Origin of the sequence: Acuticoccus sp. I52.16.1, assembly GCF_022865125.1 — a bacterium.
Classification (GTDB): domain Bacteria; phylum Pseudomonadota; class Alphaproteobacteria; order Rhizobiales; family Amorphaceae; genus Acuticoccus.
Genome location: NZ_CP094828.1, coordinates 4,617,672 through 4,642,637, shown reverse-complemented (window position 1 = coordinate 4,642,637; position 24,966 = coordinate 4,617,672). Strand labels below are relative to the sequence as shown.

Below are 24,966 nucleotides of genomic sequence, written 5' to 3'. Positions count from 1 at the left end.
CTCCGGCCGCGCGCGGCCGGAGCGTCGACGCGGCGCCGGCCCGCGCCGGCGGCCCGTCTTACTCCGCGTCCGCCCGGATCACATAGCCGGCGCCCCGGACGGTATGCACCAGCGGGCTCTTGAACGACTTGTCGATCTTGCCGCGAAGTCGCGAGATGTGCACGTCGATGACGTTGGTCTGCGGGTCGAAATGGTAGTCCCAGACGTTCTCCAGCAGCATCGTGCGCGTAACCACCTGGCCGGCGTGGCGCATCAGGTACTCCAGCAGGCGGAACTCGCGCGGCTGCAGGACGATGGTCTTGCCCTCGCGCGTCACCGTGTGGGACAGCCGGTCGAGTTCGAGATCGCCGACACGGTAGACCGCCTCGAACTCGGCGGTCTGCTTGCGCCGCGCCAGCGCCTCGATGCGCGCCAGCAGCTCGGTGAAGGCGTAGGGCTTGGTGAGGTAATCGTCCCCGCCCGCCCGCAGCCCCTTCACCCGATCGTCGACCTGCGCCAGCGCCGACAGGACGAGGATCGGCACATGCTTGTCCTTGTCGCGCAGCGTCTGGATCAGCGACAGGCCGTCCCGCTTGGGCAACATGCGGTCGACGATCAGAACATCGTAGTCCGAGGCGAGCGCCATCTCGAGACCGTCCTCACCGTCGCCGGCGGTGTCGCAGGCATGGCCGGCTTCGGTCAGGCCGCGGGCGAGATAGCGCGCGGCTTCGGCATCATCCTCGACGATCAGTACCTTCATCGAATGTGTTTCACTCCGAATGGGCGGCACATCGGCCGCTCTTGTCTGGGTCAAATTCAACGTCATCCGACCAATGCCTCGCAACAATATGGTGCCCGCGCCGGCGGCATCGATGCCGCAGCGGGACCCGCTGCCCCCTCGGTGCACCGGCGGAGACGGCCGCCGGGCGCGAGGGTGCCGTGGATGGGACGGAGGGAGGCGAGGCGCTGATCCGCCCCGTCGGCTCCGACGAGAACTGCTGAATACTGGGAAGCACGTGGCGTCACCGGTCGGGTCGGGCGTGACCCCGGGAGCCACGCGTACAAATGGTCGAGGAGCCGGACGCCGGGCCCGGCTCCCCCATTCTACGCGTTAGTTAGTGGAGCGCGGCTTTTTGTTAACCGCGCTCTTCATCGACGGGCACCGCGACGTAGCGGGCATTCTGGCCGGACTGGATGCGCAGGAACACGTTGCTGCGTCCCTCGCTGCGGGCCATGTCCATGCCGCTCTCGAAGTCGGACTGGTCGGCGACGTCTTCGCCGCTGGCCTGCAGAATGATGTCGCCCGAGCGGATGCCCGCCTCGGCCGCCGCGCTGCCCGGCTCGACGCTGATGACGGCGAGGCCGTCGCTGTCGAGGCCGGTCTGGCGTGCCGGGACCAGCGTCATGCCCAGAAGCTCGGACGTCTCCTGCTGGTCGTTGCCCTGGCCGCGGTCGTCGCCGCGGTCACGGTCGGCCGTCTCCGTGTCGCCCAGCGTGCCGAGGACGACGTCGACCTTCTGCTCCTTGCCGTCGCGCCACACGGTGATCGCCACCGTCGAACCCGGTTCCTTGGCCGAGATCGTGCGGGCGAGGCCGCGCGGGCTGTCGACCGTCTCGCCGTCGACCGCGACGATGGCGTCGCCCGGCTCGATGCCGGCGGTCATGGCGGGGCTGCCGTCCTGCGGCTCGGTCACCAGCGCGCCGGCGACGGAGTTGCGGCCGATGCTCTCGGCCAGCTCCGGCGTGATCGTCTGGATCTGCACGCCGAGCCAGCCGCGCGTGACGTTGCCGTCGTCCCGCAGGTCCGCGATCACGTCCTCGACGATCGAGGCGGGGATGGCGAAGCCGATGCCGACCGAGCCGCCGGAGGGCGAGTAGATGGCCGTGTTCACACCCACCACGTTGCCGGCGAGGTTGAAGGTCGGACCGCCGGAGTTGCCGCGGTTGATCGGCGCGTCGATCTGCAGGAAGTCGTCGTAGGGGCCGGCGCCGATCTCACGGCCGCGCGCGGAGACGATGCCCGCGGTGACCGAGCCGCCGAGGCCGAACGGGTTGCCGACCGCCATCACCCAGTCGCCGACCCGCGTTTCCTGCGTGGCGAAGGAGACGAACGGGAAGTCGTGCTTGCCCTCGATCTTGACGAGCGCGAGGTCGGTCTTCTCGTCGACGCCGATCACCTCGGCCTCGTGCGTCTCACCGTCGTTGAGGATGACGGTGACTTCCTCGGCATCGTCGACGACGTGGCCGTTGGTGACGACGTAGCCGTCGGCCGAGATCAGGAAGCCGGAACCCTGCCCCATCGAGAACTGGCGGCCGCCGCGGCGGTCCGGACGCTGACCGAAGCGGCGGTCGTTGTCGCGGTCACCGCGACCGAAGCGCTCCTCGAACTGCTCGAAGAAGTCGAACGGGGAGCCTTCGAAGCCGCGGAAATTGGAGAGCCGCGGGTTGGCCCGGCTCTTGACCTGGATCGACACGACCGCGGGGCTGACGCGGTCGACGATATCGGCGAAGCTCGGCGCGTTGTTCTGCACCGCGCTCGGAACCTGCTCGGAGAGGTTCTGGGCCAGGGCCGGCGTGGTGCCCGCACCGTCCATCACCGCGGCGCCGGCCGCGCCCATCAGGAACGTCCCGGCGAGAAGCGCGGCGGTGCGACGCTTACCGGTGGCGATGTTCAATCCCATGCATTGTCTCCTGTCGGAAGGGGATCCGTCCTTGTCGTCGCCCAACCTAGGAAGTGGCAGATTACGTCGCACTGTCCGCGGTGTGACAATTTCGTAAGGGACGCCGAATTCCACGGAACGCCGCGGGTGTCGCAGCGGCAGGCGCGGCCGGGGGTGCTTCACGGGCGCCTCCGGGCGTGGCGAGATAGTGCCGGGTCGAACCGCCCCGGTCCGACGTCGCCGTCATTCGCTGCGCGTCACGATGGCGGCGCCGCGCTCCAGCGTGAGATGCACCGGGCACCGGTCGGCGATCTCGACGAGCCGGTCGCGGTTCGCCGTCTCGGTGCCGGGGCCGAACCGGATGACCCGCTCGAAGCGGTCGATCCTGCCGTCCTTGCCCGCCTCCTTTCCCACGCACGCCTCGCAGTCGTCGCGGTGGACCTTGCCGTGGGTGACGTCGACGGTGGCATCCACCACCCAGCCCTTGCGCGCACCGTAGAGGCGCATCGTCATCAGCGTGCAGCTCGCGAGGGCGACGCCGAGGTAGTCGTAGGGGGTCGGGCCGCTTCCTTCGCCGCCCACCTCTGCCGGCTCGTCCGCCGTCAGCGGAAAGCCCGCCGCGTCGAGCGCCGTGCGGAAGGCGCCGTCCAGCACGCTCGCGCGCACGCCGCCTTCGACCGCCGCCGGCGTTCCGCGTGCGGGGAGCGCGTCGAGGGCGAACCGGCTCGCCCATGCGGCGATCACGTCCGCCGCATAGCGTGCGTCGGCGGGGTCGCTGAGCAGGTGGTCCGCATCGCCCAGCGACACGAAGCTCTTCGGATGCTTGGCGGCGACGAAGATCCGCGTCGCGTTGTCGATGCCGACATGATCGTCGAGCGGGGCGTGCATCACCATCAGCGCCGCGTCCAGCGTGCGCGCCGCGTCCGTCACCCGGTGACGCCGCAGGTCGTCGACGAACTCGCGGCGAATGGTGAAGCGGCGGCCGGACAGCTCGACCGGCGCCGCGCCCTCCTCCTCGATCCGGTCCAGCTGAGCGGCGAAGGTGCGCGTGACGTGTTCGGCGTCGGCGGGCGCGGCGATCGTCGCCACTGCGCGCACCTCCGGGATCTGCGCGGCGGCGACCAGCACCGCCGCGCCGCCGAGCGAGTGGCCGATCAAGAGTCGCGGCGCGCCGATCGTTTCGCGCAGCGCATCGGCCATCTTCACGAGGTCGCCGACATTGGAGGAGAAATGGGTGGAGGCGAACTCGCCGTCCGACCCGCCGAGGCCGGTGAAGTCGAAGCGGACGGTGGCGACCCCCTGGTCTGCCAGGCGGCGGGCGATCTCGCGCGCGGCGCGGATGTCCTTGCCGCAGGTGAAGCAGTGGGCGAACAGCGCGACGGCGCGGATGGGGCCGGCGGGTCGGTCGACCCGTGCGGCAAGCTCTGCGCCGAGCGCCCCTTCGACCTTGAACGCGTCCATTCGTTCCCCCTACGGCCAGCACCATCCGCTGTAGCAGGGGGGCGTGCGGGTCGGAAGGGTGTTACGGCTCGCGCTTGCGTCGCTCGGCCAGCACCGCCTCCAGCGCGGCCTCCTCGTCGGGCGTGAGCGCGGCCTCGGCGGGCTGGGCGCTCGGGCGACGGCGCAGGTAGACGATCGCCGCCGCCATCGCCAGGAAGAGCACCAGCACCGGCAACGACCACAGCGCCACCGTCGCGGCATTGAGCGGCGGGCGCAGGCGCACGAAGTCGCCATAGCGGTCGGTGAGGTAGGCCATGACTTGCGCGTCGGTGTCGCCGGCGGTCAACCGCTCGCGCACCAGGATGCGCAGGTCCTTGGCGATGGCGGCGTCCGAATCGTCGATCGTCTGGTTCTGGCACACCACACAGCGCAGCTCGCGCGACAGCTCGCGGGCGCGCGCCTCCAGCGCCGGGTCGGCGAGCTGCTCGTCCGGGTTGACCGCGAGCGCCGGTCCGGCCCCGATCGCCCACCCCACCGCCAGCAGCAACGCCATCAGCAACGCGAGCGTCCTCATGCGCCCGCCTCCGCCGCGCCGCCCGCGTCCCGCCGCCGCCGCGCGGGCGCCGGCAGGCCGATGCGCAGCTTGCGATCCGCGAGCGACAGCACGCCGCCCGCCGCCGCGACCACCGCGCCGATCCAGATGAGCAGCACCAGAGGCTTGTGGAAGAGGCGAACCACGACCTTTCCGTCCGCCACCTCCCCCAGCGTCACGTAGAGCTGAGAGGCGCCGACCGTGCGGATCGCCGCCTCGGTGGTGGGCATGTTGCGGGCCGGATAGTGCCGCTTGGCCGGCCGCAGCTCGGCCACCGCCCGGCCCCCGCGCCGCACCTCGAAGACGGCCACCGTGTCGGTATAATTGGGGCCCTCGACGCGCTCCGGGCGGACGAAGTAGACCTCGGTGCCGGCAATGGTGGCACTGTCGCCGGGGGCCATGTCGCGGATGACCTCGGTCTCGAACGCCGACAGGGCGGCGATGCCCAGCACCGTGACACCGACGCCGAGGTGCCCCAGCGCGGTCCCCCAGGTCGAGCGCGGCAGCCGCGTCAGCCGCCCCAGCCGTGCGGCGATGGATTGCCGCCCGGTGCGCAACCACAGCTCCGCCACGCTGCCGACGACGAGGTAGAGCCCCAGCGCCACCCCGAAGGCCGCCGTCAGCGCCGTCTCCTCCCCCGCCAGCCAGGCCGACACGGCCGCGCCGACCACCGCGACGGCCGCCGCGGGGATCAGCCGCTGCGCCGCCGCGGCGGCATCGCCCCGCTTCCACGCCAGCAGCGGGCCGAAGGGGAGCACCGCGAAGAGCGGCACCATCAGCGGGATGAAGGTGAGATTGAAGTACGGCGGGCCGACGGAGATCTTCCCTCCCGTCAGCGTCTCCAGCACCAGCGGGTAGAGGGTGCCGACGAGGACCGTGGCACACGCCGTCGTCAGGAAGACGTTGTTGAAGACGAGCGCGCCCTCGCGGCTCATGGGCGCGAACGCTCCGCCCGCCTTCAGCGCCCCCGCCCGCAGCGCGAAGAGCAGGAAGGCGCCGCCGATGAACGCGGCGAGGATCATCAGGATGAAGAGCCCGCGCGTCGGATCCGAGGCGAACGCATGAACCGAAGTCAGCACGCCGGAGCGGACCAGGAAGGTCCCCAGCAGCGACAACGAGAAGGTGATGATGGCCAGCAGCACCGTCCACACCTTGAGCGCGTCGCGCTTCTCCATCACGGCAGCCGAGTGCAGCAGCGCGGTGCCCGCCAGCCAGGGCATGAACGACGCGTTCTCCACCGGGTCCCAGAACCACCAGCCCCCCCAGCCGAGCTCGTAGTAGGCCCAGTAGGAGCCCATCGCGATGCCGAGAGTGAGGAAGATCCATGAGATCAGCACCCAGGGCCGCACCCAGCGCGCCCACGCCGCGTCGATCCGCCCCTCGATCAGCGCCGCGACGGCGAAGGCGAAGACGATCGAGAAGCCGACATAGCCTACGTAGAGGAGCGGCGGATGGATCGCGAGGCCGATGTCCTGCAGCAGCGGGTTGAGGTCCTGCCCCTCCAGCGGCGCGGGGAAGAGGCGCTCGAACGGATTGGAGGTGGCGAGGATGAAGGCGAGGAAAGCGGTCGACACCCAGCCCTGCACCGCGACCACCGTCGCCCGCAGCGAGAGCGGCATGTTTCGCCCCAGGGTCGCCGCCAGCAGGCCGAACAGCGCCAATACCAGCACCCACAGGAGCATCGACCCTTCGTGGTTCCCCCAAACGCCGGAGATCTTGTAGATCAACGGCTTGGCCGAATGCGAGTTCTCGAACACGTTGGCGAGCGAGAAGTCGGACCGTATGTAGGCCGCCGCCAGCGCGACGAACGCGAAGCCGATGAGGGCGAAGACCGCCCCCGCACAGGGCGCCGCCGTCGCCATCAGCCGCGCGTCGCCGGTGCGCGCACCGACGATCGGCAGGATGGACTGCACCAGCGCGATGGTCAGCGCCAGGACGAGCGCGAAATGGCCGACCTCGTTCAGCATCGCGGCGTCACTCCTTCGGGATGGCCTGGTCCGGGTCGATCGTGGCGGTCCGGGCGCGGCCCTCCATGCCGGTACGCGCCGCCTCGCCCTCCTTCCAGCGCCCTTGCGCCTTCAGCGAATCGACGACTTCCTTGGGCATGTAGTTCTCGTCGTGTCGGGCGAGCACGGTGTCCGCCTCGAGGATGCCGGACGGGTTCATCATCCCTTCGGTGACGACCCCCTGCCCCTCGCGGAAAAGGTCCGGAAGGAGACCGGTATAGGTGACCGAGACATGATTGACGGTGTCGGTCACCGCGAAGGTCACCTCCCCGTCGGTGCCGCGCACCAGCGAGCCGTCCTCGACCAGGCCGCCGAGGCGGATGCGCGCGCCGGCGGGGTGGACAGCCTCCTTCAGCTCGGTCGGCGTGGCGGCGTAGGTGATGCGGTCGCCCAGCCCGTAGAGGACGAGCGCGGCGGCGCCGGCGATGGCGAGCCCCGCGACCGCCACCAGCGCGAGGCGCCGCGCCTTGCGGCCGCGCCGCGTCATGCCGTCACTCCGAGGGTGGCGGATCCGCGGCGGCGACCGCCGAAAGGACCCGTGGGACGGCACCCGGTCGGTGCCTTCGCACCGCACCGCGGTGGGTGGAGATGGCCGCAACCGTGGCCGCAGGATGCGGCGCATGCTGCGCGCGATGCGGGCGCGGCGGCGCGACTCGATATGGCGTGGACTGTGCTCATCATGGCCTCACCGGGGACCCGAAACGGGATCGACGGCGCCGTCGACCGTGGCGGCGAACGCCTCGCGCTCGGGGCCGTCGAGCGCGGCGAGCGCGGCGGCGACGGCCGTCTCGGCGTCCGCCTCGCGGCCCATGACGCGGTAGGACCGGACCAGCCGCGCCCATTCCTCGGCCGTGCCGCCGTCCGTCTCCAGGCGTGCGGCGAGGCTCGCCACCATGCCCTCGATCTGCGCCGCGCGCTCGCCGGCCGGCAGCGCAGCGATCGCGGCGGCGGCGGGGGGCGCGGCGACGGCGGGGGCGGCGGCGGTGGGAGCGGCGGCGGATGGCCCCCGCGCGGCCGCCTGCGGGGTGCGGGCGGCGGCGTCGGCCTGCTTGAGGGCGGCGACCTCGGAGCGGGCGATCGGGAGCCAGCTCTCACTGCCGTCGCTGGCTTCCAGCAGGGTGCGCCAGCGCGCCGCCGCATCGCTCAGGTCCCCGCGCTGGCGAGCGGCCACCGCGAGGAAGACACGCGGCGCCACCGCCTCCGGCTCGGCGGCCGAGGCCTGCCGGAACAGCTCCAGCGCGGCGTCCGTCACGGTGCCGCCGGCGGCGAACATCAGCGCCTGGCCGCGCCCGGTGAGGCGGGCCGGCGACGGGCCGAGCAGCTCGGCGGCGCGGGCGTAGGCATCGGCGGCATCGGCGAAGCGGCGCATGCGCAGGTACATCGGCGCCAGCGCCTCCCACCCCGCGCCTTCGTCCGGCCGTGCGGCGAGCCGCGCCTCGGCGCGAGCGACGAGCTGGGCGAAGTCGCTCTCGTTCGTCGTCTGGCGGGCGGCGAGCGGGCGGTCGCCATAACCGGGCATGCCGAGGGTGAGGTAGGCGCCGACCGCGGCCGCGGGCACCAGCACCGCGAGCAGCGCAGCCGCGCCCCAACGCCGCCGGCCGCTCCGCGCCGTGTCGCCCCCCTCGCGGTGGGCCCGCAGCAGGCGGCGGGCGACCTCGGTTCGGGCGGCCTTGGCCTCCTCCTCGCCGATCGTGCCGCGCGTGCAGTCGGCCTCGATCTCCTCGAGCTGGGCGGCGTAGACCACCTCGTCCGACCCGCCCATGGCCGGGGCCCCGCTCGCCAAGAGCGGTCGACACACCAGCGCGAGCGTTGAGACCGCCAGTCCGGCGAACACGATCCAGAGCACCATGTCGCCTTAGTGATCGCCGCCGGACGCTATTGCAAGGTTGGATCGCCTCCGCGCACTCGGCAAATTGTCGCCGAGCGCGGCGGGGTCTGGCACGAAAGACCGCAGTTTCAGCGGCGTCCGGTCATCCGCTCGATCTCCTCGCGGACCAGACGTTCGACGATGGTGTTGAGGTGGGTGTCGATCCATTCGCGCAGGATCGGGCGCATGGCCTCCTTGGCGAGCGCCTCGATGGCGGAGGCGCGGTCGGCCGGCGCCGGTTCGTCCGCGGGATGCATCGAGTGGGCGAGTTCCTCGAACGCGGCGGTGGCGGCGAGCCGCGTCGCCTGACTCACCAGCGTGTCGAGCGGCGGAGCGGCGGCGGGACCGGCTGCGGGACCGGCCGGGGCCGGCGCCGGATCGGGCGTGCGGGGGCCGGAGCCCGCTGGATCGACGTAGCGGTCGACAAAGGTCACGGTCGTCGCCTCCTCGCGCTCGTCGGGGGCGCTGCGCGGCCGGGTGGACCATGCGGCCGGGGCCGACGCGCCGGGTGCCGGCCGGGTCGACGCGCCGGCGCTTCGACGCGCGGCCATCTCCTCGAAGGTGTAGCGTTGTGCCGCCTCGCGGGCGCGGGTCCAGCTGTTGGGCTTGCGCGGTTCGGTGGCGCTCACCGCGGCGATGGGCTGGGGCGCGGTGGCGGCGCGCTCGGCGGCGAACCGGCGCGGCGCGGGCCGGGTGCGCTCGGCCCCTGCCGGGTCATGAACCTCATGATCGGGCCGGGTCCGCTCGGTGAGCGCATGGGGCCGCTCCGGCGCGGGCCGATCCGGGATCGCCAGCGCGCGCTCCAGTGCGCTCGCCGCCCGCTCCGGCATCGACATCCGGCGCTCCGCTTCGCTCTCCGCCGCCGCTTGCTCGGTGGCGCAAGTCCGATCGCCGCCGGTATCCCGATGCGCGGCAGACTGGATCGCCGCACGCTTGACCGGAGCGCGGACGCCCAAAGTGCGCTCGGCGGCGGTGCGGTCGGCGGCGGTGTGGGCGGGCACATCGCCGTCGGTCGTGGCGTCTTCCGTTTTCGCAAGCTCAGCCGGGCGGTGGTCGGCCGTGTCGTGGCCGGGGCCGCGCTCGGCGGCGTGTCCGGTCGTCGACCTCCCGTCCGCGCCGTGGGCCGGGGCGCACCCGGTGGCGGCGGTGCCGGAGGCGGCACGTTCTGCGCCACCAGCCTCGACGGCACCACGGTCGAACGTGGCGCGCACGGCCTCGGGGCGGTGGGCCTCGGGGCGGTCGTCGGCGGCGCTTTCTATCCGGCCGCGCTCGGTCGCGGAGCGCTCGGCATCGTCACTCGCGGGGCGGGCGGCGGGCTCGGCCTCCGCTCGGGGCTCGGCCTGGCGTCCGGACTGGACCCACCCGCTCGGCCGCGGGGCGGCCGGGCCAAGCGCGGCGGCTCCGCGGTCGAGCGGGTGGTCGCGTCCGGCGGGTGGCTCGGGGCGCGGTCTGCCGGGCGCCCGATCGTCGGCCGTGAGGTCGCGCGTCGCGCGGTCGAGCAGCCAGCGCTCATAGGGCCGGCGCTCGTTCGCCGGCTGGGCGGGTGCGCCACCGCTGCCGGCGGTGCGGTCGACCGTGGCGGGCTGCGCGGCAGGGATCCCGGCCTCGGCCTCGCCGGGCACGGTCGCGGTGGTCGGCTCGGCGGACGACGGCCCCTCCCCGGAACGGGCGTCCGAAGCGGGAGGGCACGGGGTCTGCGCTGCGCCGCCGATCGGGGGCGCCTCGCCGCGAACGGTCGGGCGTGGCGCCGGCGGGCCGAAGGCGGCAGCCGCGTGCGGTTGGATGGGCTCGGCGGCATTCTCCTCGCCAGTCGCGGACGGCGGCGGCAGCGGCCCGCCGCTGCGGGCGGGCGACGCCGGCGCACGGACCGGCGGCAGGTCCGACCAGCGATGGAAGGCGGCGCGCGCCGATGGGCTCAGCGTCTCCGGCCAGGCCGGGACGACCTTGCGCGGCGCCGGCAGCGCCATCTGCACGGCGACGGCCGGCGGCGCTTCCTCCGCCTCCTCGGGTTCCGTCGGGGATTGCGAGGACTGGGCGGCCGGCTGCTGTGCCTCGTCGGCGTCTGCGTCTGCGTCTGCGTCGGCGTCGGCGTATGCGTCGGTGTCGGCGTCTGGGGCGAGTGCGGCCGGCTGGGGCGCGTCGTCGCGCGCGGCGGCGTCGGACCCGGCCGGACCGACCGGCTCGAAGGCCGCGTGCGGTTGGGGGTCGGGCTCCGGCGTGGTCCATGCCTCGCCGCCTTGCGCCGGTTGGGACGGCGGGGCGCCCTCGGGTGCCTCGGCGGCTTGCTCGGTCGTGGGGGTCTCGGCGGCCATCGGCACGGGATCGGGCGTCGGCGGCGCCTCGGCAGCCGGTGCAGCGAGGCGGGCGGGGTCCGGGCGCACGACACGCAGCGCCGGCTTCAACGCCTGGGCCAGCCGCTTCGCCGCCAGCGATCGCTGCGTCTGCGGTTCGCTGCGCACCACGATGGGCCGGGGCGTGGGTGCACCGTCGATATCGGGTTCGGACAGGGTCGGGTCGGGTACATCGAAGCCGTCGTCGAACGAGGCCAGGCCCTCAGCGCGCCGGGCTTTTGCGAGGTGGCCCTTCGCGAGGTGGGTCTTCGCGAGGGCCTCATGCGGTGGCGCCCGTTCCTCGCCGGCGGCGTCCTCGTCGCCATCGGCCCTACCGGCGGCGGGCTCGTCCGCCTCGCTCGCATCGTCGATATCGCTGGCCTCGCCTGTCGCCTCGTCCGGCGTCTCGTCGCTCGCGGCGGCGCCGTCGATCCCCGGGTCGCTCGCCGCGTTGTCCTCGTCGGCCTCGTCCCAGAAGGATCCTGCCGCGACTTCCTCCTCCGGGTCTTCGTCGGCGAACCGCTCCAGAGCCTCGGCGAAGGCGGCGCACGGGGCGAAGGCCTCGCTATCGTCCTCGGCCTCCCCTTCCACCGCCTCGGCCGACGGCTCGGACCAGTCCTCGTACTCCTCCACGCCGAAGTTGATGGTGCGATAGGCCTCGGTCTGGTCGATCAGCTCCGGCTCGCAGATCAGCGGACGCCGGGCGCCCTCGTCGTCGCCCTCGCTGTCGTCGTCACCGTCGTCGTCCGCCTCCGCTTCGGCGAACGCGTCCTCCTCGCCGTCGAAGTCCGGCACGGGCGCGCGGCCGGCGGCGCGGTAGAACGCGGCCCCCGCATCGTCGTCGGACGGGTCGTCGTAGGCCGCATCCGGCAGTGGCATCGGCTCGTCGGCACCGCAGCGGCCGATGGCGTCGGCAAAGGCCGAGCGCGCCGCCGCCGTGGCCGCCTCGTCGGCCTCCGCCAGGGGCTCGACTGCGGGCGCATCGGGTTGCGCCGCAGGCCTCGTGGCGCTCGACTCGGCCTCCTCGGCGCTCGCCCGCTCGGCATTGGCGAGCGCGGCCTTGATCGAGCGCTCGACGATATCGGGCATCGGGTCGCGCGGGCGAATCCGCGGTTTCAGCCGCGGCGCGGGCGCCTCGTCCGCGTTCGCATCGGTCTCGCCGTCCCAGGCCTTCGGCTCGTCGTCGGCGATGATCCTGCGGATAGAAGCCAAGAGATCATCCATTGCGCTCTCTCCATCCCGCGACGCCGCAGCCGCGAATCAGGGTTGCCTGGCAATCGTAACAGTTGCGTCACCGCCTCCGGCTCGCCACACACTGTTCCCCACAGTTGCGTCCGGCCCGCGCGCCGGCCCTCTCCGCCACTTCGAAGGACCGCCATGTTCGACCTGCGTGACGCGGAGATGCTGCGCGAGATCGTCAAGGCGGGCGGCTTTCGCGCGGCCGCGGATGCGCTGGGGCTGTCGCAATCGGCCATCTCCAACCGCATCGCCGCGCTCGAGAAGCGCCTCGGCGTCCTCATATTCGACCGCTCGCGCCGGCAGGCCTCGTTGACGCTGGTCGGCCGTCGCGTCCTGGAAGAGGGCGAGCGGCTGATCGCCCTGCGCGACCAGATTGTCGAGGGGATCACCGGCGGGGCGGCCGGCGGCACGCTGCGCCTCGGCGTCGCCGAGACGATCGTTCACACGCGCCTGCCGGCGATCGTGCGAGCGCTGCGCGAGGCGGCGCCGGCGGTGCGGATCGAGCTGTCGGTGGAGGTCTCGCAGCGTCTGGCGGCGATGCTGGCGGGGGACGAGATCGACCTCGCGGTGCTGATGCGCCAGTCGGTGCCGGCGGGGGCGCTCGGCGGGCCGGTCTCGCGCTCTGAGCTGGGCTGGTACGCCTCGCCCGCGCTCGACCTCGGCGAGGCGCCGCTCAGCCTCGCCGCCCTGGTGCGCTGGCCCATCGTCACCTTCTCGCGCGGCACGCTCCCCTACCGCGAGGTCGAGCGGCTGTTCGCCCAGCCGGAGATCGAGCCCCCGATCCTGCATGGCAGCGCCTCCCTGGCGACGGTCCTCTCCTTGGTGGTCGACGGCACCGGTATCGGCACCCTGCCGCTGGAGATGGCGGCCGAGGACGCCGCGCGCGGGCGCATCGTCCCCGTGCGCGTGGCCCCGGAGCTGACGCTGTCGGCGGTGGAATTCTCCATCTGCCGCATCAAGAGCCTCGGCGCCCCGGTCGATGCCGCGATCGAGGCGATTTGCCGGCCTGACTGATCTCTTCAGAAGATCAATATTTGCGCCAATACATCCGTTGACAGCATCATTCTTCTGTCGAACGATGCTGTTCATGAACGTCGTTGCGAATGAACCTCTCATCGAGCCGCACCGGCTCTATTTCGCCGATCCGGCGGCGCTGCGCCGGGCGAGCCGCAGCGGCGCCTTCGCCGAGCAGACCGCCGGCCAGTGCCGCGGTGCGCTGCAGGCCAACCTCGTCATCCTGCCGAAGGACGCGGCGGACGAGTTCCTCGCCTTCGCCGCCAAGAACTCCAAGCCCTGCCCCCTGGTGGGCCTCTCCGAGCCCGGCTCGCCGCACCTTCCGATGGTCGCCGACGACCTCGACCTCCGGACCGACGTGCCGCGCTACCGCGTCTATCGCGACGGCGTGTGCGTCGCCGAGCCGAACGACGTCACCGACCTGTGGCGCGACGATCTCGTCGCCTTCGCGCTCGGCTGCTCGTTCTCGTTCGAGGATGCGCTGATCGCCGAGGGGCTGCCGGTGCGCCACGTGGACGCCGGGCGCAACGTGCCGATGTACGTCACCGGCCGCCCGACCGAGCCGGCGGGGCGCTTTCAGGGGCCGATGGTCGTCTCGCTGCGGGCGATGCCGCCGCAGGCCGCGGTCCGCGCCGTGGTGCTGTCCGACCGCCAGCCGCTGGCACACGGCGCGCCGGTCCACCTGGGCGACCCCTCCGCCCTCGGCATCGCCGACGTGATGAAGCCCGACTTCGGCGATCCGCCGGTGATCGAGCCGGGCGACATGCTCGTCTTCTGGGCCTGCGGGGTGACGCCGCAACGCGCGCTCCAAGCCGCCAAGGTGCCGTTCGCGATCACCCACGCCCCCGGCTACATGCTGGTCACCGACCTCCTGGCCGAGGGGCTGACCACCTTCCCCACGCGTGCCTCGCGCCGCGTGCCGCGATCCACCCCCTGAGACCAACACCCCGGAGGAGCCGATCATGTCCACGACCCGACGTCTCGCCGCGGCGCTCGCCGCCGCCACGACCCTCGCCAGCGTCCCCGCCCTGGCCCAGGACATCGAACCCGCGACGCTCGCCGTGGTCGGCTCGTGGTCGAGCCTGCCGCTCTACAAAGAGTACGAGGAGCCGTTCTGGACGAAGACGCTGCCCGAGGCGTCCGGCGGGGCGATCGACGTCGAGCTGACGACGTTCGACCAGATGGGCATCGCCGGCGGCGACGTCTACCGCCTGCTCGGGGACGGCGTGTTCGACGTCGGCTCGACCGTGTCGGACTACATCGTCGGCGATGCGCCGGAGCTGGAAGGCCTCGACGTACCGCTGGTGGCGACGACCGTGGAGGCGGCGCGCGCGATGGTCGACGCGGCGCGGCCCATGGTGGAGGAGATCGTCGAGACCCGTTTCGGCGCCAAGCTCCTGACGATCGCGCCCTATCCCCCGCAGGTCGTCTTCTGCAAGGGCGAGGTGAAAGGCCTCGCCGACCTGAAGGGCAAGAAGGTGCGCGGCTCGGGCCGCATGACGGTCAAATTTCTCGACGCTCTGGGCGCGGAGGGCGTCAACGTGGCGTTCGGCGAGGTGCCGGGGGCGCTGGAGCGCGGGGTCGTCGACTGTGCGATCACCGGCTCGGGGTCGGGCTACAGCGCCGGCTGGTGGGAATCGGCCGATCACCTGATGACCCTGCCGCTGGGCGGCTGGGACCCGGTGATCTCCGCCATCAACCTCGACAAGTGGGACGCGCTCCCCGAAGCCACGCAGACCCTGATCGCCGAGACCGCCAAGGCCGAGTTGGAAGATGCCGCCTGGGCGGGCGCGGCCGCGGCGCTGGAGGGCGACATCGCCTGCCTCACCGGCAACGGCGAGTGCCCGGGCGAGCCGGCCGCGATGACGCTGGTGGAGCCGAGCGACGAGGACATCGCCACCGCCGAGGAGGTCCTGAAGACCGTCGTCCTGCCCGAGTGGGCCGAGCGCGCCGGTCCGGACTATGCCAAGGCGTGGAACGACACCGTCGGCGCGACCGTCGGCGTGACGATCGGCGACTGAGTTGGCCGCGCGCGGTTCGCCCGGCGGAGGGGATGGCATCATCGTAGCCGTCACCCTCCTGGCGCGGGTGAACCGCGCCGTCGCCGCCGTCGTCGGCCTCTCCCTCCTCCTCACCGTCGCGCTCATCCTCGCCGAGGTGGGGCTGCGGGCAACGACCCGCGGGATGCTCGGTGGGACGGACGAGATCAGCGGCTACGTGATGGCGGGCGCCTCCGCCTGGGGGTTCGCCTTCGCGCTGCTGGAGCGGGCGCACGTGCGCATCGACCTCCTGCACCGCCGCCTGCCGACGCTCGGCCGCGCGGCGCTCGACCTGTTGGCGACGGCCTCGATCGCCGTCGTCGCCGGGCTGGTGGCGTTCCACGGCTGGAGTGTGCTCGCCAAGACCATCGCCCGCGACAGTCGCTCCAACACCGCGCTCGAAGTGCCGCTGTGGATCCCGCAGTCGATCTGGCTGGCCGGGTGGGTGTGGTTCGCCGCCTGTGCGCTGTTCCTGCTGGTCGCCGGCGCGCTGCTGGTGGCGCGCGGCGCGGCCGGCGCGGCCGAGGCGGTCATCGGCATGACCGACGAGGTGGCCGACGAGTTGGAGGGCACGGCATGATCGGCGCGGTCACCGGCGGGCTCCTGGCGCTCTTGGCACTGTCGCTGCCCGTCGGCGTGGTGCTCTTCCTCCTGGGCCTCGGGATCGACGTCTTCGGCTCGCCCTTCCCGCTCATCCGCGGGCTCGGCCAGATCGTCTGGTCGGCAATGAATTCCTCGCTCCTGATCGCGATCCCGTTCTTCGTGCTCCTGGGCGAGATCCTGGTGCGGGCCGGCATCGCCGAGCGCACCTATCGCGCGCTCGACGCGTGGCTCTCGTGGCTGCCGGGCGGACTGATCCACGCCAACATCGGCACCGCGACGATGTTCTCGGCGACGTCCGGCTCGTCGGTCGCGACCGCCGCCACGGTCGCCACCGTCGCGATGCCGCAGGCCGAGAAGCTCGGCTACGACCCGCGCCTCTTCGCCGGGTCGATCGCCGCAGGCGGCACGCTCGGCATCATGATCCCGCCGTCGATCAACCTCATCGTCTACGGCTTCCTGACCGAGACCTCTATCCCGCGCCTCTTCCTCGCCGGGCTCGTGCCGGGGCTCCTGATGGCGCTGGGGTTCGTCGTCCTCACGGCTCTCATCTGCCGCGCGCGCCCGGCGCTGGGCGGCCCCTCGCGCTCGGCCACCTGGGGCGAGCGGGTGCGCGGCCTCACCGCATTGGTGCCGATCGGCGTGCTCTTCGTTGTGGTGGTCGGCTCGATCTACGCCGGGTGGGCGACGCCGACAGAATCGGCCGCCGTCGGCGTCGCCATGGCCTTCCTCATCGCGCAGGTGCAGTCGGGCATCCGCTGGGGCTGGGTGATGGAGGCGCTCGTCGGCACGGTGCGCATCACCGCGATGCTCGTCTTCGTGATCGCGGCCGCCTCCTTCCTCAACTACTGCCTCGGCTCCGCCGGCCTCGGGCGCCAGCTCCAGGCGATGCTCGGCGGGCTCGACCTCGGCCCGCTGGCGACGCTCCTGGTGATCGTCGGCCTCTACATCCTGCTGGGCTTCTTCATCGAGACCCTGTCGCTGATGGTGGCGACGATCCCCATCGTGGTGCCGATCGTCACCGAACTCGGATACGACAAGGTATGGTTCGGCATCCTCCTGATCCTGCTGATCGAGATGGCGCTCATCACACCGCCCGTCGGGCTCAACCTCTACGTCGTCCAGGGTGCGCGCCGCAGCGGCCGGTTGTCGGAGGTGATGGTGGGGACGCTCCCCTACGTCGTCGTCATGCTGGCGATGGCGGGGCTGTTGATCGCCGCACCGTCCATCGCCCTCTGGCTGCCGGGGTGATCGTGGCGTCGCCGCGGGGCCCGAGCGTCGGCGTTGAACAGACCGAGGTGCCCTGCCCCGCCGTGACGTGTGCGCTCGAGGGCGCAGGCCGCCCCGACAGTGCCGTGCCACGGCCGCGCCGCGGGTAGCGGGTGCGCGCCGGGAGCGAGTTGACGGCGCGTCGCGCGGCCGGGAAGCTGGCCGCCCCTCTCGCCAACCGGGATTTCGTCCTTGACCACCCTCATCCTCGGCGGCGCCGGCTTCGTCGGCCTCAACATCGCCGAAGCGCTCATGGCGTCCGGCCAGTCCGTCGTCGTCTTCGACCGCGGCGCACCGCCCGCCGCCTTCACCGATCATCACGCCTCGTCCGGCCGCCTCACCGTGATCGAGGGCGACGCGACCGACCCGGCCGCCGTCGCCGCCGCCGCGAAGGGGTGCGACACGCTCGTCCACGGCGCGGCGATCACCGCGGGGGCCGCCCGCGAGGCGCGAGATCCGGCCACCATCCTCGCGGTCAACAACGGCTCCCTGGTGCCGGCTCTGCAAGCCGCCCGCGACGAGGGCATGCGCCGGGTCGTCATCCTGTCGTCCGGCTCGGCCTACGGCGAGGCCGGATACACCCACGATGCGCTGCCCGAAGAGACGCCCTGCGATCCGATCGCCCTCTATTCGATCACCAAGTTCGCCTCCGAGCGGATCGCCCGGCGCCTGGGGGAGCTTTACGCGGTGGACGTGCGCGTGGTGCGGCTCTCGGCCGTGTTCGGCGCCTGGGAGCGGGACACCGGCGTGCGCGACACGCTCAGCCCGCACTTCCGCATGATGTCCGCCCTCGCGCGGGGCGAGCCGCTGGTGCTCGACCGCGCCGCGGTGCGCGACTGGATCTACGCACCCGACGTCGGCGCCGCGATCACCGCCCTGCTTTCGCACACCGGCCCGCGACACCCGGTCTACAACATCAGCACCGGCCAGACCTGGACCGTGCTCGACTTCGCCCACGCCATCGCTGTGCTCGCCGGCACCACGGCCGCCCTCGCCCGGCCCGGCGAGACGCCCACCGTCCGCGTCGCCGAGAGCCGCGACCGTGCGCCGATGGTCATCACCCGCATGCTGGACGATCTTCCCCCCGTCGCGCACCCGGGCTGCGAGGCCGCCGCCGAGGCCTATTGGGCCTGGTGGCAGCGCTTCGGCCCGGCGGTGGCCGGCTGAGGCGGGCTCGCGGGGCGCATCGGGACCGGAACGAGGTCGGGGACGGGCGGGCGGAATGGCATGCCAATTGCAGATCGGATCGCAGCCCATTCAGGAGATCCCATGCGCAAAGCCGCCCTTCTCGCCACGGCGCTCGTCGCCTTCGCCGCCCCCGCCATGGCGCAGGAGGTGACGATCCGGCTCCACTCCTTCTCTTCGCCCACCTCGCTCGACCATACCGAGCACCTGGACCGTTGGGCCGAGACGGTGGAGGCCGAATCGGACGGGCGCATCGACGTCCAGGTCTACCCCGCGATGCAGCTCGGTGGCGCGGCCTCGGATCTGGTGCAGCAGCTCGAAGACGGTGTGGTCGACATGATCTGGACCGTCGCCGGCTTCACCCCCGGCCGTTTCACCGGCACCCAGGGCCTGGAGCTGCCGTTCATGCACACCGGCGAGTCCGCCACCATGAGCCCCGCGGCCATGGAGTTCATCGAGACCAACCTCGCCAAGGAAATGGAGGGGATCAAGGTGATCGCCGTCCACGCCACCGACGGCGCCCTCTTCCACATGGCGGGCGACTGCGTCGAGACCATGGCCGACCTCGAAGGCAAGCAGGTTCGCGTGTCGGGCAAATATATCGGCGAGGCGGTGAAGGCGCTCGGCGGCACCCCGGTCGGCATCGCGCTGCCGGGCGTCTACGAGGCGCTGGCGCGGGGCCAGGTCGACGGGATGCTCATCAACTGGGCCATCACCAAGCCGTTCAAGTTCACCGAGGTGACCGACTGCCACACCGAGCCCCCGCTCTACCAGACCATGCTGATGACGCTGATGCGCCAGGAGACCTACGACGCGATGCCGGACGACCTGAAGGCCGTCATCGACGCCAACTCGGGGTCCGAATACGCCAAGAAGATGGGCGTCGTCTGGGACAGCCAGACCAAGCCGGCGCGGGACGTCGCGGTCGAAGTGGGGGACGAGATCGTCACGCTGTCGCCCGAGGAGCTCGCCAAGTGGAAGGAGACGGTGAAACCCGTCTACCAGATGTGGGCCGACGAGATGACCTCGCGCGGCTACGACGGTGACGCCCTCCTCGCCTCGCTCCTCGAGATCACGGCGAAGTACGGACGGCAATAAGATGCGCCGCGCGCTGGCCGCCGTGTCCGAGGGGTTCGCCGTCGCCGGCGGGCTCGTCGTGGTGGTGGCGATCCTCGTGACCGTGGTCGCGGTGGTGGCGGCCCGCCTCGGCAGCCCGATCCTCGGCCACAACGAGATCGTCGAGATGCTGGTCGGCGTCGCGATCGCCTTCTTCCTGCCCTGGTGCCAGGTCCGCGGCGCCAACGTGATGGTCGACTTCTTCACCGCCCGCGCCCCAGCGAGGGTCAGAGCCGCGCTCGACTGCGTGATGGAGATCGCGTTCACGGTGGTCGTCGCCGTCCTCGCCTGGCGGCTGATCGTCGGCGGGATCGACGCGCATGCGCGCGGCCGGACCTCGATGTTCCTGCTCATTCCCCAATGGTGGGGCTACGCGCCGGCGGCGCTGGCGATGGTGCTGTGGTCGCTGGTGTGCGCGGCGAGCGCCGTCTCCGCCGCACGGGGCCCGGCGCTCCGCTCCGCCCACCAGATCGCCACCGACGAGATCCAATGAATTCATTCGATATCGGCGTCGCCATGTTCGCCGGCGCCGTGCTCCTCATCATGCTGCGGATGCCGGTGGGGGTCGCGATGTTGCTGGTCGGCGGGCTGGGCTACGCCGCGCTCGTCGGCTGGTGGCCGATGCTCAACACGCTGAAATCCCTCACCTTCAGTCGCTTCTCCAACTACACGCTCTGCGTCATCCCGTTTTTCCTGCTGATGGGGGAGCTGGCCACCAAAGGCGGCATGTCGGCCGCGCTCTTCCGGGCCGCGCGGGCGTTCGTGGGGCACAGGCGCGGTGGGCTGGGCGTCGCGACCATTCTGGGCTGCGCCGCGTTCGGAGCGATCTGCGGCTCCTCGCTCGCCACCGTCGCCACCATGACGAAGGTCGCCGAACCCGAGATGCGTGCCGGCGGCTACTCCGGCGCGCTGATGACCGGGACACTCGCCGCCGGCGGCACGCTGGGGATCCTGATCCCGCCGTCGGTCATCCTGGTGATCTATGCCATCTACACCGAGCAATCGATCGGCGCGCTGTTCTTCGCGGCGGCGATTCCGGGACTGCTGGCGGCGCTCGGCTATGTCGCGGTGATCCAGGTCTACACCCTCGTCGCGCCCGGTGCCGCGCCGCGCGCCGAGCGCGCCGGGTGGAACGATCGGCTGGCGCGCCTGCGCACGGTGTGGCCGGCGCTCGGCGTCTTTCTGCTGGTGGTGTGCGGCATCAACTTCGGCTGGTTTTCGCCCACGGAGGGCGCGGCGGTAGGCGCCGCGGCGGTGGGCGTCCTGGCGTTCGCCTCCGGGGGGCTGGGGCTGAAGGACTTTCTCGACGCGCTGCGCTCCACCGCCGAGATCACGGCGATGGTCTTCCTCATCCTGCTGGGGGCGGAGCTGTTCTCGGCGGCGCTGGCGCTGTCCCAGATGCCGCAGGAGCTGTCGCGCGAGGTGGCCGCGCTGCCGCTGCCGCCGATCGCGGTGGTCGCCATCATCATCGCCGTCTACCTCGTCCTGGGGTGCGCGATGGAATCGTTGGCGATGGTCCTCCTCACGCTTCCGGTGTTCGTGCCGGTGATTCTCACGCTGGACCTCGGCATGGACCCCTCCCAGGTCCTCGTCTGGTTCGGCATCCTAGTTCTCGTCGCAGTCGAGGTGGGCATGATATCGCCGCCCTTTGGGCTCAATCTCTTCGTCATCAACGGTCTGGCGCGCGAGGTGCCGCTCGGCGAGACCTACAAGGGCGTCGCCGGGTTCTGCATCTCCGACGCGCTGCGCCTGGTGCTCTTGGTCGCCTTTCCCGGCCTCTCCCTCTGGCTGCCGGGGCTGTGGTGATGGACACCCTCGCCCGCTTGGAAGAGGACGTGCGCCGCGATCTCGCCCGCATCGCCCACCCGCGCCAGGCGTGGCTGACGCCCCGGCGCGCGCCCGACGGCAGCGATACGCTCGACGTGCTGATCGTCGGCGCCGGCCAGGGCGGCATCGCGGCCGCCTTCGGGCTGAAGCGCGAGCGGGTCGACAACGTCTTGGTGATCGACAAGGCGCCCGAGGGGCGCGAGGGTCCGTGGCGGACCTATGCGCGCATGCCCACCCTGCGCAGCCCCAAGGACTATACCGGTCCCGACCTCGACATTCCGAGCCTCACCTACGAGGCGTGGCACACCGCCCGTTACGGCGCCGCGCACTGGGCCGCGCTCGACCTCATCGGCCGCGAGGACTGGGCCGACTACCTCGACTGGGTGCGGGCCGTGACGGGCACCCGCGTCGCCAACGGGGTGGAGCTGATCGGCATCGCCGAGGCGGGGGCGCTGCTGCGCGCCACCGTGCGCCAGGGCGGCGCCGAAAGGGACCTCTACGCCCGACGCATCGTGCTGGCGACGGGACAGGAAAGCGGCGGGCGCTGGACCCTGCCGCCCGCGGTGGACGCCCTGCCGACGGACCTGCGTGCCCACACCTGCGAAGAGATCGACTTCGCCGCCCTCGCCGGCAAGACGGTGCTGGTGCTCGGCGCCGGCGCCTCGGCGTTCGACAATGCGGCGACGGCGCTGGAGGCGGGCGCGAGGGTCCACCTCTTCACCAGACGCGACGCCGTGCAGGTGATCCAACCCTACCGCGCGATCACCTTCCGCGGCTTCTTGCGCCACCTCGCCGACCTCGACGACGCATGGCGCTGGCGGATCATGCGCCACGTCCTGTCGCTGCGCGAGGGCTTCCCCCAGCACACCTACGACCGCTGCGCCCGCCATGACAGCTTCACGCTGCATGCGGGCGCCCCCTGGCTGTCGGTCGCGGCGGAGGGTGACGGGGTCGTCATCGAGACGCCGCGCGGGCGGATGAGGGGGGACTACGTGATCGCCGGCACGGGTATCGACATGGACTTCGCCGCGCGGCCAGAACTCGCCCGGTTCGGCCACAACATCGCCACCTGGGGCGATCGCTACGCCCCCCCGCCCGAGGAGGCGGACCCGCGCCTGGGTCGCTACCCTTACCTCAGCGGCGGGTTCGCCCTCGAGGAGAAGCGCCCCGGCGAGACCCCCTGGATCAGGCGCATCCACCTCTTCGCCATCGCCTCGACGATGAGCTTCGGCCCGTCCGGCTCTTCGATCAACGCGATGACGACCGCCGTGCCGCGCCTGGTCGCCGGCGTCACCGAGGGCCTTTTCCGCGAGGACGTGCCGGCCTTCTACGAGCGGCTGCTGGCCTACGACGTCCCGCAGGCGGTGGTGCCGGAGGAGGACATCGTCCACCATGGCGGCGGCTGAGCCCGATGCCGTCCCGACTGCGAGAGGACTGTGGGCACTGCGGTGGGATGGGCGAGCGATCTTGTCTGTGGGGCACCGCCATGGTACCGACCACACTGAAAGCGGCGATTGCGCCGGACCCGGACCTTGCCGCGCCGGGACTGCCCCGTAGCAATCAACGACGTTTTCAACGCGGAGCCGTGGGTGAGTGGCTGAAACCGGCGGTTTGCTAAACCGTTAAACGGGGTCAACCCGTTTCGAGGGTTCGAATCCCTCCGGCTCCGCCAGCCTCCCCCACCCGCCATATCGTCTTCGTCCCATGCTCGGTCCGCAGCTGCGCTGCCGGGTCGTTACGGCATCGGCTCGAAGTCGCCGGGTCGTCGGCGGCGGCCGCCGTCAGCCCGTGAACGGGCCGAGTTCCGCGGCGAGGCGGGCCAACTTGTCGGGCCCGCCTTTGGCGATCCAGGCGCCGATGGCGGCGTTGGCGAACAGCACCTGCACGGCGAGGTCCGTCTCGTCGTACATGTACCGGGCCTGGGCGGCGGTATTGAACATCCCCACCACCTCGTCTCCCCAGAACACCGGCACATAGACCGAGCAACCGACCACGCCGGAGCTGAGGATCTGGCGGAAGATCGGGTCGACGTCGGTATTGGGGACCACCGCCGGGGTCTTGGTCTGCACGGCGTGGCCGGGGCGACTGTCGGTCACGCTGATGCGCGCGTGGCGCTGCGCGGCGGGGAAACCGTGATCGGCGAGGAGGATCATGCTGTCGCGCAGGGGGGTGATGAAGAAGCAGCCCGAGACGATGAATTGCGTCTCGCCCGGCTTCAGGGCGCCGGGAGCCTCCGCCGCGCCGGGCTTGCCGAGGAGCGCGCGCGTGGCTCGCGTGAAGTGCCGGACGGCATCCTCCGGGTCGCTCTCGGCGCGGCTGGCGAGGATCGCGGCGTGCAGCGCGTCGACGGCACGGGTGTGGAAGTCGGCCGGGCGGGTCGTCGCGGGGCCGGATGAGGCGGGGCTAGTCATGGCGGGGCTGGTCATGGCGGGGCGTCCAGGTGGGGCGTGAATGGTCCGCGCGGCAACATCGCCGCGCGGTCGCGGCCGGTCAGCCGGCCGACATCAACGACGGCAGCAGCGTCGCGATGCCCGGCACCGCGATCAGCAGCGCCGTCGCCAGGATCAGCAGGAGGAAGAACGGGAACGCGGCCTTGGCCACGAACAACAGGTCCCGCCCGGTCATCGATTGGAGGATGAAGAGGTTGATGCCCACCGGCGGCGTGATCTGGCTCATCTCGATGACGATGACGAGGTAGATGCCGAACCAGATGAGGTCGACCCCCGCCGCCTGCACCATGGGCATGATGACCGAGGCCGTCAGTACCACGATGGAGATGCCGTCGAGGAAGCAGCCCATCACCACGAAGAGCAGCGTCAGCGCCAGCAGAAGCTCGGTCTGGCTGAGGTCGTAGGAGCCGACCCAGGCGGCCAGCTGACGCGGGATGCCGGTGAACCCCATCGAGACCGACAGGAACGCCGCGCCCGCCAGGATGAGCGTGACCATGCAGGTGGTCTTGGTGGCGCCGGCGATGCTGTCCTTCAGCGAGGTCCACGTCAGCGATCCCGACAGGAGCGACAGCACGAGCGCGCCGATGACGCCGACCGCCGCCGCCTCGGTCGCCGTCGCGATGCCGGCGTAGATCGAGCCGATGACGCACACGATCAGGCCGAGGATCGGGATCAGTCCGGCGGTCGCTCTGATGCGCTGGCCGAGGGGCATGGTCGGCTCGGCCGGCGGCACGCGGTCCTTGTTGAGCAAGGACCAGACGACGACCCAGCCCATGAACAGCGCCACCAGCATCAGTCCCGGAACGATGCCGGCGATGAAGAGCCGCGAGATCGAGACGTCGGCGGCGACACCGTAGACGATGAGGATGATCGACGGCGGGATGAGGAAGCCGAGCGTCGCCGAACCGGCCAGGGTGCCGATGACCGCGACGGGGTCGTAGTTGCGCTTGGTCAGCTCCGGAATGGTGATGCGGCCGATGGTGGCCGTCGTCGCCGCCGACGAGCCGGACACCGCCGCGAAGAGGCCGCAGCTCGCGATGTTGACGTGGAGCAGCCGGCCCGGCAACGGCGCCAGCCAGGGCGCCAGGCCCCGGAACATCTCCGACGCCAGCTTGGAGCGGTAGAGGATCTCGCCCATCCAGATGAAGAGCGGCAGCGCCGTCAGCGCCCAGGACCAGGACTGGCCCCAGATCGTCATCGCCATGATGGCCCCCGGCGGCGCGCCGGAGAACAGCGCGATGCCGAGATAGCCGACGATCATGAGGGTGAGCGCCACCCACACGCCCAGCGCCAGGAACACCAGCATCAGGACGATCAGGAGGACGGAAACGAGAATGGGATCCATGATGGCGT

The 24,966-nt window shown here is 71.8% G+C and carries 20 protein-coding genes and 1 tRNA gene; 11 read left to right on the top strand and 10 right to left on the bottom strand.

What is annotated here, in order from left to right; genetic code table 11:
• Positions 1-58: 58 nt before the first annotated feature.
• The 8 genes from MRB58_RS20905 to MRB58_RS24900 form a co-directional block, all read right to left on the bottom strand.
• Positions 59-739 carry a response regulator transcription factor gene (locus MRB58_RS20905; protein ID WP_244779010.1) on the bottom strand — a complete coding sequence of 227 codons (681 nt, stop codon included), beginning with the start codon at positions 737-739 and terminating at the stop codon, positions 59-61.
• A 376-nt stretch (positions 740-1,115) separates the two neighbouring features.
• The gene (locus MRB58_RS20900; protein ID WP_244779009.1) at positions 1,116-2,660 is read right to left on the bottom strand and encodes a Do family serine endopeptidase; all 1,545 of its coding nucleotides are present in this window, start codon (positions 2,658-2,660) and stop codon (positions 1,116-1,118) included.
• Positions 2,661-2,882: 222 nt separating this feature from the next.
• A complete protein-coding gene (locus MRB58_RS20895; protein WP_244779008.1) occupies positions 2,883-4,100 on the bottom strand; it encodes an alpha/beta fold hydrolase in 1,218 nt (405 codons plus the stop codon).
• Between the two features lie 61 nt (positions 4,101-4,161).
• Positions 4,162-4,653 (bottom strand): cytochrome c-type biogenesis protein, encoded by a 492-nt coding sequence (locus tag MRB58_RS20890; protein WP_244779007.1) that lies wholly within the window; start codon positions 4,651-4,653, stop codon positions 4,162-4,164.
• A complete protein-coding gene (locus MRB58_RS20885) occupies positions 4,650-6,638 on the bottom strand; it encodes a heme lyase CcmF/NrfE family subunit (protein ID WP_244779006.1) in 1,989 nt (662 codons plus the stop codon). The genes MRB58_RS20890 and MRB58_RS20885 overlap by 4 nt, the downstream gene beginning before the upstream one ends.
• A 7-nt stretch (positions 6,639-6,645) precedes the next feature.
• Positions 6,646-7,164, bottom strand: a complete 519-nt coding sequence (gene ccmE / locus MRB58_RS20880; RefSeq protein WP_244779005.1) for a cytochrome c maturation protein CcmE — start codon at positions 7,162-7,164, stop codon at positions 6,646-6,648.
• 198 nt (positions 7,165-7,362) lie between these two features.
• Positions 7,363-8,526 carry a c-type cytochrome biogenesis protein CcmI gene (gene ccmI, locus MRB58_RS20875; protein WP_244779004.1) on the bottom strand — a complete coding sequence of 388 codons (1,164 nt, stop codon included), beginning with the start codon at positions 8,524-8,526 and terminating at the stop codon, positions 7,363-7,365.
• Between the two features lie 107 nt (positions 8,527-8,633).
• Entirely contained in the window at positions 8,634-12,098 is a 3,465-nt protein-coding gene (locus MRB58_RS24900; RefSeq protein WP_305853211.1) for a DUF2497 domain-containing protein, read from the bottom strand.
• A 153-nt stretch (positions 12,099-12,251) separates the two neighbouring features.
• On the opposite strand from MRB58_RS24900, the gene MRB58_RS20860 reads away from it, so the two are divergent.
• The 11 genes from MRB58_RS20860 (at position 12,252) to MRB58_RS20810 (ending at position 22,835) form a co-directional block, all read left to right on the top strand.
• Complete coding sequence (locus tag MRB58_RS20860) at positions 12,252-13,127, top strand: LysR family transcriptional regulator (RefSeq protein WP_244779003.1); 876 nt, start codon at positions 12,252-12,254, stop codon at positions 13,125-13,127.
• Between the two features lie 73 nt (positions 13,128-13,200).
• The gene (locus MRB58_RS20855; protein WP_244779002.1) at positions 13,201-14,064 is read left to right on the top strand and encodes a putative hydro-lyase; all 864 of its coding nucleotides are present in this window, start codon (positions 13,201-13,203) and stop codon (positions 14,062-14,064) included.
• Positions 14,065-14,089: 25 nt separating this feature from the next.
• Positions 14,090-15,148 carry a TRAP transporter substrate-binding protein gene (locus MRB58_RS20850; RefSeq protein ID WP_244779001.1) on the top strand — a complete coding sequence of 353 codons (1,059 nt, stop codon included), beginning with the start codon at positions 14,090-14,092 and terminating at the stop codon, positions 15,146-15,148.
• A gap of 1 nt (position 15,149) precedes the next feature.
• The gene (locus tag MRB58_RS20845) at positions 15,150-15,746 is read left to right on the top strand and encodes a TRAP transporter small permease subunit (protein ID WP_244779000.1); all 597 of its coding nucleotides are present in this window, start codon (positions 15,150-15,152) and stop codon (positions 15,744-15,746) included.
• Positions 15,743-17,017: a TRAP transporter large permease gene (locus MRB58_RS20840; RefSeq protein WP_244778999.1), complete on the top strand. Its 1,275-nt coding sequence runs from the start codon at positions 15,743-15,745 to the stop codon at positions 17,015-17,017. Before MRB58_RS20845 ends, MRB58_RS20840 begins: the two co-directional genes overlap by 4 nt.
• A gap of 210 nt (positions 17,018-17,227) precedes the next feature.
• Positions 17,228-18,202, top strand: coding sequence for an NAD(P)-dependent oxidoreductase (locus tag MRB58_RS20835; RefSeq protein WP_244778998.1), 975 nt, complete (start codon positions 17,228-17,230; stop codon positions 18,200-18,202).
• A 102-nt stretch (positions 18,203-18,304) separates the two neighbouring features.
• Complete coding sequence (locus MRB58_RS20830) at positions 18,305-19,318, top strand: TRAP transporter substrate-binding protein (RefSeq protein ID WP_244778997.1); 1,014 nt, start codon at positions 18,305-18,307, stop codon at positions 19,316-19,318.
• A 1-nt stretch (position 19,319) separates the two neighbouring features.
• The gene (locus tag MRB58_RS20825) at positions 19,320-19,829 is read left to right on the top strand and encodes a TRAP transporter small permease (protein WP_244778996.1); all 510 of its coding nucleotides are present in this window, start codon (positions 19,320-19,322) and stop codon (positions 19,827-19,829) included.
• Positions 19,826-21,142, top strand: a complete 1,317-nt coding sequence (locus tag MRB58_RS20820; protein WP_244778995.1) for a TRAP transporter large permease — start codon at positions 19,826-19,828, stop codon at positions 21,140-21,142. Before MRB58_RS20825 ends, MRB58_RS20820 begins: the two co-directional genes overlap by 4 nt.
• On the top strand, positions 21,139-22,569 hold the full coding sequence (locus tag MRB58_RS20815) for an NAD(P)-binding domain-containing protein (RefSeq protein WP_371747210.1): 1,431 nt from the start codon (positions 21,139-21,141) through the stop codon (positions 22,567-22,569). Before MRB58_RS20820 ends, MRB58_RS20815 begins: the two co-directional genes overlap by 4 nt.
• Before the next feature lie 173 nt (positions 22,570-22,742).
• A tRNA-Ser gene (locus MRB58_RS20810) sits at positions 22,743-22,835 on the top strand.
• 109 nt (positions 22,836-22,944) lie between these two features.
• On the opposite strand, the gene MRB58_RS20805 is transcribed toward MRB58_RS20810, so the two are convergent.
• Positions 22,945-23,589: a GAF domain-containing protein gene (locus tag MRB58_RS20805; protein WP_244778993.1), complete on the bottom strand. Its 645-nt coding sequence runs from the start codon at positions 23,587-23,589 to the stop codon at positions 22,945-22,947.
• A 64-nt stretch (positions 23,590-23,653) separates the two neighbouring features.
• On the bottom strand, positions 23,654-24,958 hold the full coding sequence (locus tag MRB58_RS20800) for a TRAP transporter large permease (protein WP_244778992.1): 1,305 nt from the start codon (positions 24,956-24,958) through the stop codon (positions 23,654-23,656).
• Positions 24,959-24,966 lie beyond the last annotated feature (8 nt).

Excerpts from the sequence above, each read along its gene's own strand:
- ccmE (WP_244779005.1), bottom strand. The coding sequence starts at position 7,164 with ATGACGCGGCGCGGCCGCAAGGCGCGGCGCCTCGCGCTGGTGGCGGTC.
- MRB58_RS20825 (WP_244778996.1), top strand. The coding sequence starts at position 19,320 with ATGCGCCGCGCGCTGGCCGCCGTGTCCGAGGGGTTCGCCGTCGCCGGC.
- MRB58_RS20885 (WP_244779006.1), bottom strand. The coding sequence starts at position 6,638 with ATGCTGAACGAGGTCGGCCATTTCGCGCTCGTCCTGGCGCTGACCATC.
- MRB58_RS20805 (WP_244778993.1), bottom strand. The coding sequence starts at position 23,589 with ATGACCAGCCCCGCCATGACTAGCCCCGCCTCATCCGGCCCCGCGACG.
- MRB58_RS20850 (WP_244779001.1), top strand. The coding sequence starts at position 14,090 with ATGTCCACGACCCGACGTCTCGCCGCGGCGCTCGCCGCCGCCACGACC.
- MRB58_RS20860 (WP_244779003.1), top strand. The coding sequence starts at position 12,252 with ATGTTCGACCTGCGTGACGCGGAGATGCTGCGCGAGATCGTCAAGGCG.
- MRB58_RS20905 (WP_244779010.1), bottom strand. The coding sequence starts at position 739 with ATGAAGGTACTGATCGTCGAGGATGATGCCGAAGCCGCGCGCTATCTC.
- MRB58_RS20895 (WP_244779008.1), bottom strand. The coding sequence starts at position 4,100 with ATGGACGCGTTCAAGGTCGAAGGGGCGCTCGGCGCAGAGCTTGCCGCA.
- ccmI (WP_244779004.1), bottom strand. The coding sequence starts at position 8,526 with ATGGTGCTCTGGATCGTGTTCGCCGGACTGGCGGTCTCAACGCTCGCG.
- MRB58_RS24900 (WP_305853211.1), bottom strand. The coding sequence starts at position 12,098 with ATGGATGATCTCTTGGCTTCTATCCGCAGGATCATCGCCGACGACGAG.
- MRB58_RS20900 (WP_244779009.1), bottom strand. The coding sequence starts at position 2,660 with ATGGGATTGAACATCGCCACCGGTAAGCGTCGCACCGCCGCGCTTCTC.
- MRB58_RS20820 (WP_244778995.1), top strand. The coding sequence starts at position 19,826 with ATGAATTCATTCGATATCGGCGTCGCCATGTTCGCCGGCGCCGTGCTC.
- MRB58_RS20855 (WP_244779002.1), top strand. The coding sequence starts at position 13,201 with ATGAACGTCGTTGCGAATGAACCTCTCATCGAGCCGCACCGGCTCTAT.
- MRB58_RS20840 (WP_244778999.1), top strand. The coding sequence starts at position 15,743 with ATGATCGGCGCGGTCACCGGCGGGCTCCTGGCGCTCTTGGCACTGTCG.
- MRB58_RS20890 (WP_244779007.1), bottom strand. The coding sequence starts at position 4,653 with ATGAGGACGCTCGCGTTGCTGATGGCGTTGCTGCTGGCGGTGGGGTGG.
- MRB58_RS20800 (WP_244778992.1), bottom strand. The coding sequence starts at position 24,958 with ATGGATCCCATTCTCGTTTCCGTCCTCCTGATCGTCCTGATGCTGGTG.
- MRB58_RS20830 (WP_244778997.1), top strand. The coding sequence starts at position 18,305 with ATGCGCAAAGCCGCCCTTCTCGCCACGGCGCTCGTCGCCTTCGCCGCC.